Here is a 14,692-nt window from a genome sequence, read left to right on the forward strand (position 1 = left end):
AAATGGCCTAGAAATGGCACCGGGTCGCGCAAAGTGGCGTCCCCGGCCAGCCGCCTTCCCCTCCCAACTTACCGTCAGCCAAGGGCACCCGCCCGGATGGACAGAAGGGAGTTCGCCATGACCGTTCCGATGTCGAACCAGTTCCCCGCCGCCCTGCCGCAGGATGGCACGGTGGCGACCGCGCGCTACACCGCCGGCCGGCGGCTGCGCCGCGCCGCGCTGGAAGCGGGCGTCGTGCTGTCGCTGACCGTTGCCATCGTCGCCGTGCTCTGCCTGTTCGGCCTGCAGCGGGCCTCCGCTTTCGACGTGGTGCACGGCCCGGCCTCCGATGGCCGGATCGCCATCGGCGCGTTCCTGCTCGTGGCCTTTGTCGGCCTCTCCGGCCTCACCACCTTCATGCTGCGCAGCACGCTTCAGTCCGCCGAAGCGGGTGCGCAATCGCGCCGCCCCCGGGGCTGAACGCGCCGCTGATAGGGCGTGCCCGAAGGCGCACGCCTTCCGCCACCTTGTCCTAACGGCATCGTGCATGCGCGGCGATTGGCCTGCCCGGCGCGGTGCTCTAACCATACGGCTCGCAACCGAACCCCGGAGCGCGCCGTGCCGCATCCCCTCTCCCGCCTTCTCGCCCCGCTCGCGGCGCTGATTCTCGCCACCACCGCCAGCCTCGCACAGACGGAAGGCGAGCCGGTGGAGGTGCCCTCCTCGATCGGGCGGCTGAGCGTCGAGACTGTCGCCGCCGGCCTGCGCAGCCCCTGGGGCCTCGCCTTCCTGCCCGATGGCCGCATGCTTGTGACCGAGCGCCCCGGCACGCTGCGCCTCGTCAGCCGCAGCGGCACCGTTTCCGCCCCCGTCGCCGGCGTGCCGCCGGTGTTCGCGCGCGGCCAGGGCGGGCTGCTGGATGTGGCGCTGGCCCCGGATTTCGAGACCAGCCGGCTGGTCTATCTCTCCTATGCCGAGCCGCGCGAAGGGGCTTCCGGCACCTCGGTGGCACGCGGCCGGCTGGTGGAGGTCAATGGCGATGCCAAGCTGGAGAATCTCCAGGTCATCTTCCGCCAGTCGCCCGCCGCCGGCGGCAGCAACCATTATGGCTCCCGCCTCGTCTTCGCCCGCGACGGCACGCTGTTCGTCACGCTGGGCGACCGCTATTCCCAGCGCGAGCAGGCGCAGAACCTGACCAACCACATCGGCAAGATCGTCCGCATCACGCCGGAAGGCGAAGCGCCGGCCGACAACCCGTTCCGCCAGAAGAACAGCGCCCGGCCGGAAATCTGGAGCTATGGCCACCGCAATGTGCAGGGCGCGGCGCTCGATCCGGCCACCGGCAAGCTCTGGACCATCGAGCACGGCGCGCGCGGCGGTGATGAGCTGAACCAACCCGAAGCCGGCAAAAATTATGGCTGGCCGGTCATCTCCTATGGCCGCGACTATTCCGGCGCGGCGATCGGCGAAGGCACGCGGAAGGCCGGCATGGAACAGCCGGTGAAGTATTGGGATCCGTCCTTCGCGCCCTCCGGCCTCGCCTTCTACACCGGCACGCTGATGCCGGACTGGAAGGGCGACCTGTTCGCCGGCGGGCTTTCCGGCACGCGGCTGGTGCGTCTGCGGCTGGACCCGTCGCGCACAAGCGTGGTCGAGGAGGAGGTGCTGCTGACCGACCTTAATGCCCGCATCCGCGATGTGCGCCAGGGACCGGACGGCGCGCTGTGGCTGCTCACCGACGATCCCTCCAACGGCCGGCTGCTGCGTGTCGCGCCGGCCGAGTGAGGCTCACGACCATTTCTGGAAGATGAAGAATGCGCCGAGCGCGATCAGCGCGAAGCCGATCAGATGGTTCCAGTGGAACGGCTCCTTCAGCCAAAGCACCGAGAAGCCGGCGAACACCACCAGGGTGATCACCTCCTGCATGGTCTTGAGTTCCACCGTGGAATAGACGGCGGAGCCGTAGCGGTTGGCCGGCACGGCCAGGCAGTACTCGAAAAAGGCGATGCCCCAGCTCGCCAGGATCGCGATGAGCAGCGGCGAGGATTTGTGCTTGAGGTGGCCGTACCAGGCGAAGGTCATGAAGATGTTCGAGGCGAACAGCAGCACGACCGGCGTCAGCGCGGGCGGCAGGAGCGACGACAGGGCGGGCATGGGGGGATTCCGGTTGCGACTGCGCCGAGCATCACCGCCCGCCCGCCGCCGTCAATGGCGCGGCGCGCAGTTCTGCCGTGCGCGACAGGTCGCTGACACCAGCTTTTAGCCGGCCACGCCCGGCAGGTCGCGATCACAGTTTCGTTAGCAGCCGGACGTCGCCCCCTACGCCGCAACCTCCGGACGGCCCACCATTACCGCAACGGATTGGTTCCGTTCTGGAATCCGGAATGCCAGCAGCACCGGCGAGGCGGCGCCTGCAACCTTTGCACGAAGCGCCGCCTTTTTCTGTCGGCGCCGGGCACATCGCCATGACGCCACTGTCTGAAACAGGGAGAGCGTCATGCAGCGAAGCGAGACACGAAAAGGCCGTTTGGCCCTCGTCAGCACCGGCTTCCTCGCCGCGTGCCTGGTGATGGCGACGGCACCAGCCGATGCACGGCTGGGTGGACTGGGCGGCGGCAAGCGAGGCGGCGAAAGCGGCGCCTCGGCCGGCAGCCGAAGCGATGGCGGCAGCAAGAGCGCCAGCAGCCGCAGCGGCGGCAGCGGCGGCCTTGGCGGCTCGGTTGGCCGGGCCGCCTCCGGCCTTGGCCGCTCTGTCGGCGGCGCGGTTTCCGGCGTCGGCCGCGCGGCCGGCGGCGCGCTGTCCGGTGTTGGCGGCGGTGTGAGCCGGGCGGGTGACGCGGCCAGCGCCAGCAGTGGCGGCACCGGGCTGGGCGGCGCCGTTGGCGGCGCGGCCAGCGGGCTCGGTGGTGCCGTGTCGGGTATCGGCGCGGGCGTTTCCGGCGCGACGAGCGGGCTCGGCAGTGCCGTTGGCGGCACGCTGGGAGGCGGTCTCGGCTCCACACTCGGCGGGGTCGGCGCTATGGGCGAGCGGCCCCGCCGGGGCGACGCCACCACCTCCGCCACCGGACGCGCGCCGGTCGCGGCCAATGTGGTCGGCCTGCAGATCGAACTGCTCAAGCGCGGCCAGCGCCCGCTCGGCATCCGCCGCAGCACCAGCGGCAACATTGCGGATGTGAACGCGAATCTGCTCGGCCGGCGCGGCGTCAATGCCGATGTCGCGGTGGGCACGTCGCGCCAGCGCCCGCTGGGTGTCGATGCGCGGATCGGCGCGCTCGGTCCGCGCGGCGTCAATGCCACCGCGGACGCCACGCTGGGCGACCGTCGCCCGGCTTCGCGCAGCCTCGCCGATGCCAATGTCGGTATCAACGCGCTCGGTCCGCGCGGCCTCACCAGCGCCAATAGCGCGACCATTGGCGGCGTGCAGGCGGTGGATGTGGAAAGCCGCACCACGCTGGGCGGCCCGCGCGGCCTGCGCGCCAATGCCGATGTGGATGTCGGCGGCGAGAACACGGCGGCGGTCGGCGTCGATATCGGCATCGGCGGCGGTGGCGGCCCCGGAGGACCGGGCGGTCCGGGGGGGCCCGGGGGTCCGGGCGGTCCGGGCACGCCCGGCGGGCCGTCGGCCGGTGGTCCCTCGGCCACGCCGGGTGGCAGCCTCAACGGCTCCGACATGGCGGCGAAGAAGACCCGTTGCTCCGGCGTGCTGTCCGAACCGCGCGCCTATGATGCCGGCCTCGTGGCGCTGTGCCGCGACCTTGTCGGCGGCTGAGGCGCGGGCGTTTTGAACAGGCCGCTCCGGCCCGGCGCCGGGGCGGCTTTTTCGCGTCGGGGCCCACGCCTGTCGCAACATGCCGCCCGACGTTACGGAACGTCTTTGCACCGCCGCGATTGCAGGGGAGTATCAGTGGCTTCCCGAATCCGGTTTTCTCCCCCATGGTCCAGTTGCTTGTCCTTTTGAACGCAAATGCCGGCACGCTGCTGGACCGCGACGCCGAGGAGGTGCGCCGGCGCATCGCCGAAGCGCTCGACGGCGGCGAACGAAGCGTCGAGGTGCGCCTGCTGCGCGGCAAGGAACTGGTTAAGGCCATCCGCGCCTCCGGCACCGGCGAGCACGAGACGGTCATCGTCGGCGGCGGCGATGGCAGCGTCAGCCTGGCGGTGCAGAGCCTGGAGGGGTCCGGCAAGGCGCTCGGCATCCTGCCCCTCGGCACGCTCAACCTGCTCGCCACCGATCTCGGCATGCCGCGCGATCTCGACGCCGCGATCGGCGCGCTCAGTGAAGCGAGCGTCGGAGAGATCGACGTGGCAACGCTGAACGGGCGCCGCTTCCACACCATTTCCGGCATGGGCTTCTTCAGCCAGATGGCGCGGGCACGCGAAACCGCCCGGCGCTGGAAGCTCTGGCGCTTCCTCGCCGTCGCCATCGCCGCCATCTACGCGCTGCGCCGCAGCGGCCGCTTCGATCTCGACGTGACCGTCGACGGCACCGACCACCATTTTCAGGCATTCGCCGCGCTGGTCTCGGTCAACCGCTTCACCGGCCCGGGCTGGCGCCGCAGCCGGCTGGACGAGGGCGTGCTGGAACTCCATGTCGCGGAAGATCGCGGCGGTCTCGCGCTGTTGCGAGCCGGGGCGGACATGGTCACCGACAATTGGCGCGACAATCCCGGCATCATCAGCCTGACCGGCCGGGACATCGTGCTGCGCCGCGCCAACCGCGCCCGCGTCTGGGTGTCAACCGATGGCGAACTCGGCCGCGAGGAGATGCCGCTCAACTATAAAATCGCGCCGCGCGGGCTGAGGGTGCTGGTCCCCCCGCCCGCCGACGGCACCGAGCCGGTGGTCGAGGCCGCTGGCGCAGCCCCGACGCGCGAAGAGGCGGCTCAGAGCGGCTCGATCTCATAGACCACGGTGACGCCGGCGCGCACCTGCGTCTCGCCGGCTTCCACCGGCACCGAATCCATCTTCTCCGCCCGGGCGGCCATCATCATCATGCGCGGCATGGGCTGGGGCGCGGCATCGCTGTTGATCGACACCACCCGCACCAGCCGCACCCCGGCGGCACCGGCGATGATCTCGGCCTGATGGCGGGCGTCCTTCACCGCCTCCGCGCGGGCGGCATCTTCCAGCTTGCCGGGTTCGGCGAGGTCGAAGGCGATGCCGCCGATCTGGTTGGCGCCATTGGTGACGAGCTGATCGAGCAGGTCGCCGAGCTTGCCGAGATCGCGCAGCCGCACGGTGACGGAATTGGTCACCTGATAGGAGGCGATGCGCAGCGGATCGCCGTCCTTCTTCTGCGGCGCGTATTGCGGCTGCACGGAAAAGCCGGAGGTGGAGACATCGCGCCCCTCGACACCGGCGGCCTTGATCGCCGCGATCATCGTGGCCACGGCGGCGGAATTGGCGTCGAGCGCCTCGCGCGCGGTCTTGCCCTCGCTCACCACGCCGGAGGTCAGCGTCGCCCGGTCCGGCACGGCGCTGGCCGTGCCTTCGCCGGACACCGCGAGCGTCGCCCGCCGGGCATTGGGCGCGAGATCCTGCGCGGCGAGCGGCGACAGGCTGGCGAAAAGCGCGGCCGTGCCGAGAAGGGCGGCGCAGGCGGTGGCGCGGATGAACTTCATGTCTTTCACTTCCTTGCACTTGCTTGAAACCGGCCGGCAAAGGGGGGGCGGCGCGGCCGGCGCGGTGACGATGCGGCAGGCCAGAGCACCGCGCGAAGGCGGCGGCATTGCGGCGGCGGCGCCGATCCCTCCCCTCGCGGCGGTGCTCCCGCATGCCGCCGGCCCTCCCTCGACCCGGCCGGGCGGATCGAGCGGATCGGGCGGGGAGAGAGCGGGCGGGCAGCCGGCCCTCCGTCACGCCGCCGCCGTCCCGTGCCCCCGTCTCGTGCCCCCGTCTCGTGCCCCCGCCCGCATGCCGGGGTGGACGACGCAGGCAATCCGGTTGGCGCGGGCGCCGGCCTTTGCTAGTTTCGCGCGCCCGCCGCACCGCCATGCCGCCGGCCGGGCCTGTAGCTCAATGGTTAGAGCCGACCGCTCATAACGGTCTGGTTGCAGGTTCGAGTCCTGCCGGGCCCACCAAATCCGCCGATGCCGCGTGCGCCACCCGCTACGAAGATACCGCAAGGCAATCCGCCCCTCGCCGGGCTTTGGCGAGTGTCCGCACATGCTGGGGCCCGCCTTCGTCGTAGCTGTTGGCGACCGACACGCGACCGCTTCCAATAGCGGTGGCGAAATGGCAGTGTGCCGCCCTCCGCGTGGGGCGAAAACCTTATCAATGCTTAAGCTGTGCTTTCTTCTCATCGGCGCACCCTCGTTCCGTGCCCGCTGGTACGTGATTGCTTCTCTGGGTGGTGTCTTCGTGACACTTGCCACTCTGCTGGCCATCGACGCCTCGGACGGGGTCACCATCGTCACCCGCGAGGCGCTTGGCACCGTGTTCGTGATCAACGGGCTGGGCGCCCTGCTCGTCTTCATGGGCCGGGCGGAGGGAACGATGCGCGCCCTGCTGTTCCTCAAGGCCGCCGCCCTGCTGCTGCTCGGGCTGCTGATCATCCAGCCGCCCGAGTCGGCCGAATGGGTGCTCGCCCTGCTGTTCGGCCTCGCCTTCATGCTCGACGGGCTGGGGCGCATCGCCACCGGGGTGGTGGTGCGCTTCTCCGGCTGGCGGACCATGGCGGCGATCGGCGCGGTCGAACTGGTGATCGCCGCGCTCATCGTCACCGAATGGCCGCTGCCGCACAACCGCAACATTCCCTTCTGCATCGCCCTGCTGCTCGCCCTGTCGGGCTGGCTGCTGCTGCGCCTCGGCTTCATGTTCCGCACGCTGGAAAGCGAGGCGGCCATTCTCGCCTTGCCGATTTTCGGTGGGCGCGGCTGGTACGACAACGCGCCGGTCATGATCGACACCGGCGACGAGCCGGCGCCGGACCAGCCGATGATTGTGCATGTGTGGACGCCGGTCGGCTCGGCCTATGCCGCCGAGCGCCGCCTGCTGGTCGACCGCTATATCGCGGCAGTGGACGGCCATGGCGTGATCTCCACCGGCCATGCCGCGCTGGAAATGCCGCCCGACCTTTACATCAGCCACTACCCCGCCCTGGAGGTGGAGCGCTCCAGCAGCGATTTCATCGCCTCGCTGCGCGCCGGCGGCGAGAACGACCTGAAAGGCCGCTTCCAGCCCTCTTATGCCTATGAATCGGACTGGTGGTGCCCGGCAGACCAGAATGTCGCGTTCCGCCGCTACAGCCCGCGCCGCCTGCGGGTGTTCTGGGCCGGCTACAAGCAGGACGACACGTACAACCTCACCAACCGCAACTGCTCCGTGGTGGTGGCGCAGGCGCTCGACGCGGCGCTGGAAGGCACGCTGGCGAGCCGTTTCCCCTGGCTGCGTCTCCTCGGCCTGCTGACCAATCCCGACATCTGGGTGGCCGCGATGATCCGTTCGCGCGCGCATTCGGCGACCTGGACGCCGGGCCTGGTGCTCGACTATGCCCGCACGCTCTCGCGCATCGTCGAACAGGGCGACATCGCCTGGAGCACCCGTCTGCTCGGCTTTCTCAAGCGGGGACGGCGCGGCGCGCGGGACGGCAACGAGGTGCCATCGGCATGACCACATCGGCTTCGACGCAACCGCCCGCCAGCCTGCTCTCGCGCGGCGCCGTCATCATGACGGCGATGATGTTCGGGCTCACCTACAGCCTGAGCGCGGCGCTGATCGCGCTCGATCTCACCGCGCGCGGCCTCAGCGAGTCCGTCGTCGGCGCCAATGCGGCGATGCATGCGGTCGGCGTGCTGGTCACGGCGATGATCCTGCCGCGCATCGTCGCGTTTTTCGGCATTCGCCGGCTGGTCATCATCGCGCTGGTGGTGGCGGCGCTGGTGCTGAGCGCTTTCCCGGCGATCCCGCTGATCTGGCTGTGGTTTCCGCTGCGCCTCCTGCTCGGCATGGCGTCCGAGATCCTGTTCGTGCTGTCGGAAACCTGGACCAACAGCCTGAGCACGGAATCGACCCGCGCCCGCGCCATGGCGGCCTATACCGCCGCGCTGTCGGTCGGCTTCGCGCTGGGGCCGCTGATCCTCTCCGTGGTCGGCTCGGGCGGCGCCCTGCCCTATCTCGTGGGCGCCGGCATTTCGCTGGTGGCCGCCGGCTTCATCGCCTCGCCCCGGGTGCAGGCGCCGGTGTTCGACGAACCCGCCACCGGCAGCCCGTTGCGCTTCATCCGGCTGGCGCCGGTCGCCATTTCGGCGGTGATGCTGAACGCGGCGATCGAGACCGCCGGCCTGTCCTTCCTCGCCATCTATGCCGTCAATCTCGGCTGGGAGGAGAGCGGCGCCACGCGACTGATGTCCTGCATGATGATCGGCGCCATCCTGCTGCAATTGCCCATTGGCTGGCTCGGCGACAAGCTGGACCGGGTGAAGCTGGTGATCGCGCTCGCCGCCGCCTCGATGCTCGGCGCGCTGGCCTGGCCGTTCGCGCTGCAGAACGAGATCGCCACCTATACGCTGCTGTTCCTGTGGGGCGGCGCCTTTGTCGGCATCTACACCATCATGCTCACCCTGGTGGGAAGCCGCTTCAAGGGGGCGGAACTGGTCGGCATCTACGCCGCCATGGGGCTGATGTGGGGCTTGGGCGCCCTGCTCGGTCCGCTGCTGGCCGGCTTTGCGATGAACGCCACCCTGCACGGCCTCGCCTTCTTCACCGCCGCCATCTGCGGGGCGTTCACCCTGTTCGTGATGCTGAAGGGCCGGGGCGGCAGTTGACGCCGCCCGGCTGCCAGCGCCGACGCCATCACCGGCCTGCGCTCACGCCCTTGTGGCCGGCGCCGCCCCTTGATTGCCGGTGGCGTAACGTCATCTCCCGGGCGATGCGCCACCCCTTCGGCGCCCGCACCGATGAGGCCGGATCATGAACGCTGCTTCCCCCACGCTGCTGCTGGCATCTGCCATCGGCGCCGTTCTGTTCACCCTCCCCGCCGCCGCGCAGGCGATGCCGAACTCGCTCAATATGAGCTGCGCCCAGGCGCAGGCGCTGGTCGCGCGCGAGGGCGCGGTGGTGATCGGCACCGGGCCGAACCTGTTCGACCGCTACGTCACCGATGCCGGCTATTGCTCGACCCAGCGCTCCAAGCCGGCCTGGATCGCCACGCGCGACAACCCGCAATGCCTGGTCGGGCAGGAATGCCGGGAGCGCCGTTTCCGCTGGCGCTGAGCCGCGTCGGGCGGCCCATGGCCGCTAGACGGTTGCGCGACAGGCGGACGGGGGGCATAAGCGCGGCAAAGAGTTTGGAGGAATTCCATGCCCGCCTATCGCTCGCGCACGTCCACCCATGGCCGCAACATGGCCGGAGCCCGCGGCCTCTGGCGCGCCACCGGCATGAAGGATGGCGATTTCGGCAAGCCGATCATCGCCGTGGTGAACTCCTTCACCCAGTTCGTGCCCGGCCATGTCCACCTCAAGGATCTCGGCCAGCTTGTCGCCCGCGAGATCGAGAAGGCCGGCGGCGTCGCCAAGGAGTTCAACACCATCGCGGTGGATGACGGCATCGCCATGGGCCATGACGGCATGCTCTATTCGCTGCCCTCGCGTGAGATCATCGCCGACAGCGTCGAGTACATGGTCAACGCCCATTGCGCCGACGCCATGGTCTGCATTTCCAATTGCGACAAGATCACGCCCGGTATGCTGATGGCGGCGCTGCGCCTCAACATCCCCGCGGTCTTCGTCTCCGGCGGGCCGATGGAGGCGGGCAAGGTGCTGCTCTCCACCGGCGAGAAGAAGGTAGACCTCATCGACGCCATGGTCGCCGCCGCCGACGACCGGGTGAGCGACGAGGACGTGACGGTGATGGAGCGCTCGGCCTGCCCGACCTGCGGCTCCTGCTCGGGCATGTTCACCGCCAATTCCATGAACTGCCTCACCGAGGCGCTGGGCCTAGCGCTGCCGGGCAATGGCTCGGTGCTCGCCACCCATGCCGACCGCGAGCGGCTGTTCGTCGAGGCTGGCCATCTCGTCGTCGATCTCGCCCGCCGCTATTACGAGCAGGACGACGCCAGCGTGCTGCCGCGCGCGGTCGCCTCGTTCAAGGCGTTCGAGAACGCCATGACGCTCGACATCTCCATGGGCGGCTCCACCAACACGGTGCTGCACCTGCTCGCCGCCGCGCATGAGGGCGAGGTGCCCTTCACCATGGCCGATATCGACCGGCTGTCGCGCCGCGTACCGGTGCTGTGCAAGGTCGCCCCGGCCGTCGCCAACATCCATATGGAAGACGTGCACCGCGCCGGCGGCATCATGGCCATTCTCGGCGAACTCGACCGCGCCGGCCTGCTGCACACCGACCTGCCCACCGTCCACGCCCCCACGCTGGGCGACGCGCTGGAGCGCTGGGATGTGGTGCGTACCAAGAGCGAGCAGGTTCAGAGCTTCTACCGCGCCGCGCCGGGCGGGGTGCCGACGCAGGTGGCGTTCAGCCAGTCCCGCCGCTGGGACGATCTCGACCTCGACCGCGAAGCCGGCGTCATCCGCGACGCCGCTCACGCCTATTCGAAGGACGGTGGCCTCGCCGTGCTGTTCGGCAACCTCGCCGAGGATGGCTGCATCGTGAAGACGGCGGGCGTGGACGAGAGCATCCTCAAATTCACCGGCACCGCCACCGTGTTCGAGAGCCAGGACGACGCCGTCTCGGCCATTCTCGGCAACCGGGTGAAGCCGGGGCAGATCGTGCTGATCCGCTATGAGGGGCCGCGCGGCGGGCCGGGCATGCAGGAAATGCTCTACCCCACCAGCTATCTGAAATCGAAGGGCCTCGGCAAGGCCTGCGCGCTCGTCACCGATGGCCGCTTCTCCGGCGGCTCCTCGGGTCTGTCGATCGGCCATGTCTCGCCGGAAGCGGCGGAAGGCGGCACGGTCGGGCTGGTGCGCGAAGGCGACGTGATCGAGATCGACATCCCCAACCGGCGCATCCACCTCGCCGTGGACGATTCCGAGCTTGCCGCCCGCCGCGAGGAGCAGCAGGCCAAGGGCTGGGTGCCGGCGGCGCCGCGCAAGCGCAATGTCACCACCGCCTTGCGTGCCTATGCCGCGCTCGCCACCAGCGCCGCCAAGGGCGCGGTGCGGCAGGTTCCCTGAGACCGACGGCAAGATATTTGCCGGCACATCAACGCGAGGCGGGGCCGCAGGCTCCGCCTTTTTGCTTCCACCCGACCCCATCAGGGAGGCCGACATGGCCGATGACGACGATTCCTATGTCTATGACGAAGCCACCGGCGAGTGGCGCCCGGCCTCGGAAGTGAAGGCCGCCGCCGCCGCGGCCCTCGAAGTGCGCGACGCCTCCGGCAATGTGCTGGCGGACGGCGACTCGGTCGTCCTGATCAAGGATCTGAAAGTGAAGGGCGCCGGGCAGACGCTGAAGCAGGGCACGGTCATCAAGACCATCCGCCTCACCGACAATCCGGAAGAGATCGACTGTCGGCATGAGGCGATCAAGGGGCTGGTGCTGCGCACCGAATTCGTCCGCAAGCGCGGCTGACCGAGGGCACGGCGCAGGATCGCACGGCGCGCGACGGCGTGGCGCCGTGCGCGGTGGCATGGTAGCGTCAGCGCGCCCCATCCTCCGCAGGTTCTCCCATGAAAAAGCTCCTTCTGGCTCTCGTCGTCGCCGGCCCCGTCCTCTCGTGCCTGCCCCATGCCGCCCTGGCGGAAAAGATCGACCTGTCCACCACCACCTGCGGGCAGTTCCTGGAAAGCGACAAGACCGAGATCATGCTGACGCTGGCCTGGCTCGACGCCTATTACAAGGATGTCGATGCCCCGCCGGTGATTGACACCGACAAGTTCATCGAGAATGCCGGCAAGCTTGGCGAGTATTGCGCCGCCAATCCGACCATCGGCCTCATCACCGCCGCGGACGAACTGTTCGGCCAGTGAGCCGCCGCCAGACTATCACGCCTGCGTGAGCGGGTCGCGCTGGCGCGACCCGCTCGGTAACAGGTTCAGGCCGAACGGTAGAATAAGACATTCCCCTCACGCTGATGGTCGAATATTCGCCGTCAGGTTCGTCCGAGAGGGCAGCGTGAAATAAAACATCACGGAACTCTGCGCGATCACACGGATTATTCCTTCACTCAACAGGAGGATACAGCCGATGATCAACGCCAAGACAGCTTCCGCTGCCGTTCTCGCCGCCATGCTCGCCCTGAGCGGCCCCGCTTTCGCCCAGTCCAGCGGCACCGGCGGCTCGTCGTCGAGCGCCGGCGCGTCCGATAGCGGCACCAGCGGCGGCAACACCGGCGGCAGCGCCACCGGCTCCGGCACGACCGATAGCCGCACGACCGATGGCATGAACCCGGCGGCGGGCGCGGGCATGGAATCCGAGGGCCGCAACACCACCACCGGCACCATGGGTTCCAGCAGCACGGACAATCCCGGCATGAAGGACCAGAAGGGCGACACCAAGGCCAACCGCGACTGTTCGAGCACCCAGACCCCCTGCTGACGCGCCTCGCGACAACTGAAAGGGCCGCCCTCTCCCCGGGGGCGGCTTTTTCCTGCGCCGGGCGGCGGCGAGTTGCGAACAAAACGCGAAACGTGCTCTCTGGGCAGCGCACATGCCTTGAGGGATTCGCCGTTCCATGCTGCCAGCCGCCTATCTCGACACGCTCAATCCGCAGCAGCGGCAGGCGGTCGAGCATGGGATTGCGGCGCCCGGCGCCACCCTTGGCGGGCCGCTCCTCGTGATCGCCGGCGCCGGCTCCGGCAAGACCGACACCCTCGCCCACCGCGTCGCCCATCTCATCGTCAACCGCGCCGACCCGCGCCGCATCCTGCTGCTCACCTTTTCCCGCCGGGCGGCGGCGGAGATGGCGCGCCGGGTGGAGCGCATCGCCGCCAAGGTGCTGGGCCCGGAGGCGCGGGTGCTGACCGAGGGGCTGACCTGGGCCGGCACCTTCCACGGCATCGGCGCCCGTCTGCTGCGCGAGCACGCGCTGGATATCGGCCTTGATCCCGCCTTCACCATCCATGACCGCGAGGACAGCGCCGACCTCATCAATCTCATCCGTCACGAACTCGGTTTCTCCCGCACCGAGAAGCGCTTCCCCACCAAGGGCACGCTGCTCGCCATCTATTCACGGGCGGTGAATGCCGAGATGCCGCTGGAAGAGGTGATCGGCCGCGCTTTCCCCTGGTGCGCCGGCTGGAATGGCGAGCTCAAGACGATCTTCGCCGCCTATGTCGCGGCCAAGCAGCGGCAGAACGTGCTCGATTACGACGATCTGCTGCTCTACTGGGCGCAGATGATGGGCGAGCCGGCGCTCGCCGCCGGCGTCGCCAGCCGGTTCGACCATGTGCTGGTCGACGAATATCAGGACACCAACCGGCTGCAGTCCACCATCCTGCTCGGGCTCAAGCCGGATGGGCGCGGGCTCACCGTGGTCGGCGACGACGCCCAGTCGATCTATTCCTTCCGCGCCGCGACGGTGCGCAACATTCTCGATTTTCCCGGCCATTTCAGCCCGCGCGCCGAGACGGTGATGCTGGAGCAGAACTACCGCTCCACCCAGCCCATCCTCGCCGCCGCCAATGCGGTGATCGACTTCGCCAGCGAGCGCTACGCCAAGAACCTCTGGTCGGACCGCGCCAGCGGCGAACGGCCGGTGCTGGTGAGCGTGCGCGACGAGATCGAGCAGGCCAATTTCATCGCCACCCGCGTGCTGGAAAACCGCGAGGACGGCATGGCGTTGAAGCAACAGGCCGTGCTGTTCCGCGCCGCCCATCACAGCGGGCCGCTGGAAGTGGAACTGACCCGCCGCAACATTCCCTTCGTCAAGTTCGGCGGGCTGAAATTCCTCGATTCCGCCCATGTGAAGGACGTGCTCGGCGTGCTGCGCTTCGTCGAGAATCCGCGCGACCGCGTCGCCGGCTTTCGCGTGCTGCGGCTGCTCTCCGGCCTCGGCCCGGCCACCGCCGGCCGCATTCTTGACGCGGTCGACGCCGCCGGCGCGCTGCTGCCGGCGCTGGAGGCGGTGACGCCACCCGCCCGCGCGGAGCAGGAATGGCCCGCCTTCCTCGCCATGGCGCGCGAGCTGAAGGCGAACAGCGCCGGCTGGCCGGGTGAACTGGATCTTGTGCGCGCCTGGTACGAGCCGCTGCTGGAGCGCCTGCACGAGGATGCCGGCAGCCGGCAGGCCGATCTCGTGCAACTCGCGCAGATCGCGGCGAGCTACCCGTCCCGCGCCCGCTTCCTCACCGAACTCACGCTCGACCCGCCGGACGCCACCAGCGCCGAGGCCGGGCCACCGCACCGCGACGAGGATTATCTCATCCTCTCCACCATCCATTCCGCCAAGGGGCAGGAGTGGAAATCGGTGTTCGTGCTCAATGCGGTGGATGGCTGCATCCCGAGCGATCTCGGCACCGGCACGCGCGAGGAGATCGAGGAGGAGCGGCGCCTGCTCTATGTCGCGATGACCCGGGCGAAGGACAGCCTGCACCTGATGCTGCCGCAACGCTTCTTCACCCATGGCCAGTCCGCGCTCGGCGACCGCCACGTCTATGCCGCGCGCACCCGCTTCATACCGCCCACCATTCTCGGCCGCTTCGCACTGGCAAGCTGGCCTCCGCCCACCGCCGAGGCGGCGGGCGCGAGGGCCGAGCCGCGCGCGCCCATTGATATCGGCGCGCGGATGCGGGCAATGTGGAAATAGCGACG

14 protein-coding genes and 1 tRNA gene are annotated in these 14,692 nt (G+C 69.3%); 13 read left to right on the plus strand and 2 right to left on the minus strand.

Annotated features, from left to right (window positions below; all coding sequences use genetic code 11):
- Window positions 1–117: 117 nt before the first annotated feature.
- Both AAC979_RS10965 and AAC979_RS10970 read left to right on the plus strand, forming a co-directional pair.
- Window positions 118–459, plus strand: coding sequence for a hypothetical protein (locus AAC979_RS10965; protein ID WP_371346857.1), 342 nt, complete (start codon window positions 118–120; stop codon window positions 457–459).
- 138 nt (window positions 460–597) lie between these two features.
- Window positions 598–1,764, plus strand: a complete 1,167-nt coding sequence (locus AAC979_RS10970; protein ID WP_371346858.1) for a PQQ-dependent sugar dehydrogenase — start codon at window positions 598–600, stop codon at window positions 1,762–1,764.
- A gap of 3 nt (window positions 1,765–1,767) precedes the next feature.
- Here the strand turns inward: AAC979_RS10970 and AAC979_RS10975 are convergent, their stop codons facing one another.
- On the minus strand, window positions 1,768–2,133 hold the full coding sequence (locus AAC979_RS10975; RefSeq protein WP_371346859.1) for a DMT family protein: 366 nt from the start codon (window positions 2,131–2,133) through the stop codon (window positions 1,768–1,770).
- Window positions 2,134–2,476: 343 nt separating this feature from the next.
- On the opposite strand from AAC979_RS10975, the gene AAC979_RS10980 reads away from it, so the two are divergent.
- Both AAC979_RS10980 and AAC979_RS10985 read left to right on the plus strand, forming a co-directional pair.
- Window positions 2,477–3,748, plus strand: a complete 1,272-nt coding sequence (locus AAC979_RS10980; protein ID WP_371346860.1) for a hypothetical protein — start codon at window positions 2,477–2,479, stop codon at window positions 3,746–3,748.
- A 164-nt stretch (window positions 3,749–3,912) separates the two neighbouring features.
- Window positions 3,913–4,884 carry a diacylglycerol kinase family protein gene (locus tag AAC979_RS10985; protein WP_371346861.1) on the plus strand — a complete coding sequence of 324 codons (972 nt, stop codon included), beginning with the start codon at window positions 3,913–3,915 and terminating at the stop codon, window positions 4,882–4,884.
- Here the strand turns inward: AAC979_RS10985 and AAC979_RS10990 are convergent.
- Window positions 4,863–5,600 carry an SIMPL domain-containing protein gene (locus AAC979_RS10990; protein ID WP_371346862.1) on the minus strand — a complete coding sequence of 246 codons (738 nt, stop codon included), beginning with the start codon at window positions 5,598–5,600 and terminating at the stop codon, window positions 4,863–4,865. The two genes, AAC979_RS10985 and AAC979_RS10990, sit on opposite strands and share 22 nt — an antisense overlap.
- 383 nt (window positions 5,601–5,983) lie before the next feature.
- Here AAC979_RS10990 and AAC979_RS10995 point away from each other — a divergent pair.
- The 9 genes from AAC979_RS10995 to AAC979_RS11035 all read left to right on the plus strand — a co-directional run bounded on the left by AAC979_RS10995 (window position 5,984) and on the right by AAC979_RS11035 (window position 14,687).
- A tRNA-Ile gene (locus AAC979_RS10995) sits at window positions 5,984–6,059 on the plus strand.
- Between the two features lie 280 nt (window positions 6,060–6,339).
- Window positions 6,340–7,590, plus strand: a complete 1,251-nt coding sequence (locus AAC979_RS11000; RefSeq protein WP_371346863.1) for a protease — start codon at window positions 6,340–6,342, stop codon at window positions 7,588–7,590.
- Window positions 7,587–8,744: an MFS transporter gene (locus AAC979_RS11005; protein ID WP_371346864.1), complete on the plus strand. Its 1,158-nt coding sequence runs from the start codon at window positions 7,587–7,589 to the stop codon at window positions 8,742–8,744. The genes AAC979_RS11000 and AAC979_RS11005 overlap by 4 nt, the downstream gene beginning before the upstream one ends.
- 145 nt (window positions 8,745–8,889) lie before the next feature.
- On the plus strand, window positions 8,890–9,192 hold the full coding sequence (locus AAC979_RS11010) for a hypothetical protein (protein WP_371346865.1): 303 nt from the start codon (window positions 8,890–8,892) through the stop codon (window positions 9,190–9,192).
- Window positions 9,193–9,279: 87 nt separating this feature from the next.
- On the plus strand, window positions 9,280–11,112 hold the full coding sequence (ilvD, locus tag AAC979_RS11015) for a dihydroxy-acid dehydratase (RefSeq protein ID WP_371346866.1): 1,833 nt from the start codon (window positions 9,280–9,282) through the stop codon (window positions 11,110–11,112).
- 94 nt (window positions 11,113–11,206) lie between these two features.
- Window positions 11,207–11,512 carry an alkylphosphonate utilization protein gene (locus AAC979_RS11020; RefSeq protein ID WP_371346867.1) on the plus strand — a complete coding sequence of 102 codons (306 nt, stop codon included), beginning with the start codon at window positions 11,207–11,209 and terminating at the stop codon, window positions 11,510–11,512.
- Window positions 11,513–11,610: 98 nt separating this feature from the next.
- Complete coding sequence (locus AAC979_RS11025) at window positions 11,611–11,910, plus strand: HdeA/HdeB family chaperone (RefSeq protein WP_371346868.1); 300 nt, start codon at window positions 11,611–11,613, stop codon at window positions 11,908–11,910.
- A 217-nt stretch (window positions 11,911–12,127) separates the two neighbouring features.
- Entirely contained in the window at window positions 12,128–12,478 is a 351-nt protein-coding gene (locus AAC979_RS11030) for a hypothetical protein (RefSeq protein ID WP_371346869.1), read from the plus strand.
- A 136-nt stretch (window positions 12,479–12,614) separates the two neighbouring features.
- Window positions 12,615–14,687, plus strand: coding sequence for an ATP-dependent helicase (locus AAC979_RS11035; RefSeq protein WP_371346870.1), 2,073 nt, complete (start codon window positions 12,615–12,617; stop codon window positions 14,685–14,687).
- Window positions 14,688–14,692: the final 5 nt, after the last annotated feature.

The sequence above is a fragment of the Ancylobacter sp. IITR112 genome (assembly GCF_041415945.1).
In the GTDB taxonomy this organism is placed as follows: domain Bacteria; phylum Pseudomonadota; class Alphaproteobacteria; order Rhizobiales; family Xanthobacteraceae; genus Ancylobacter.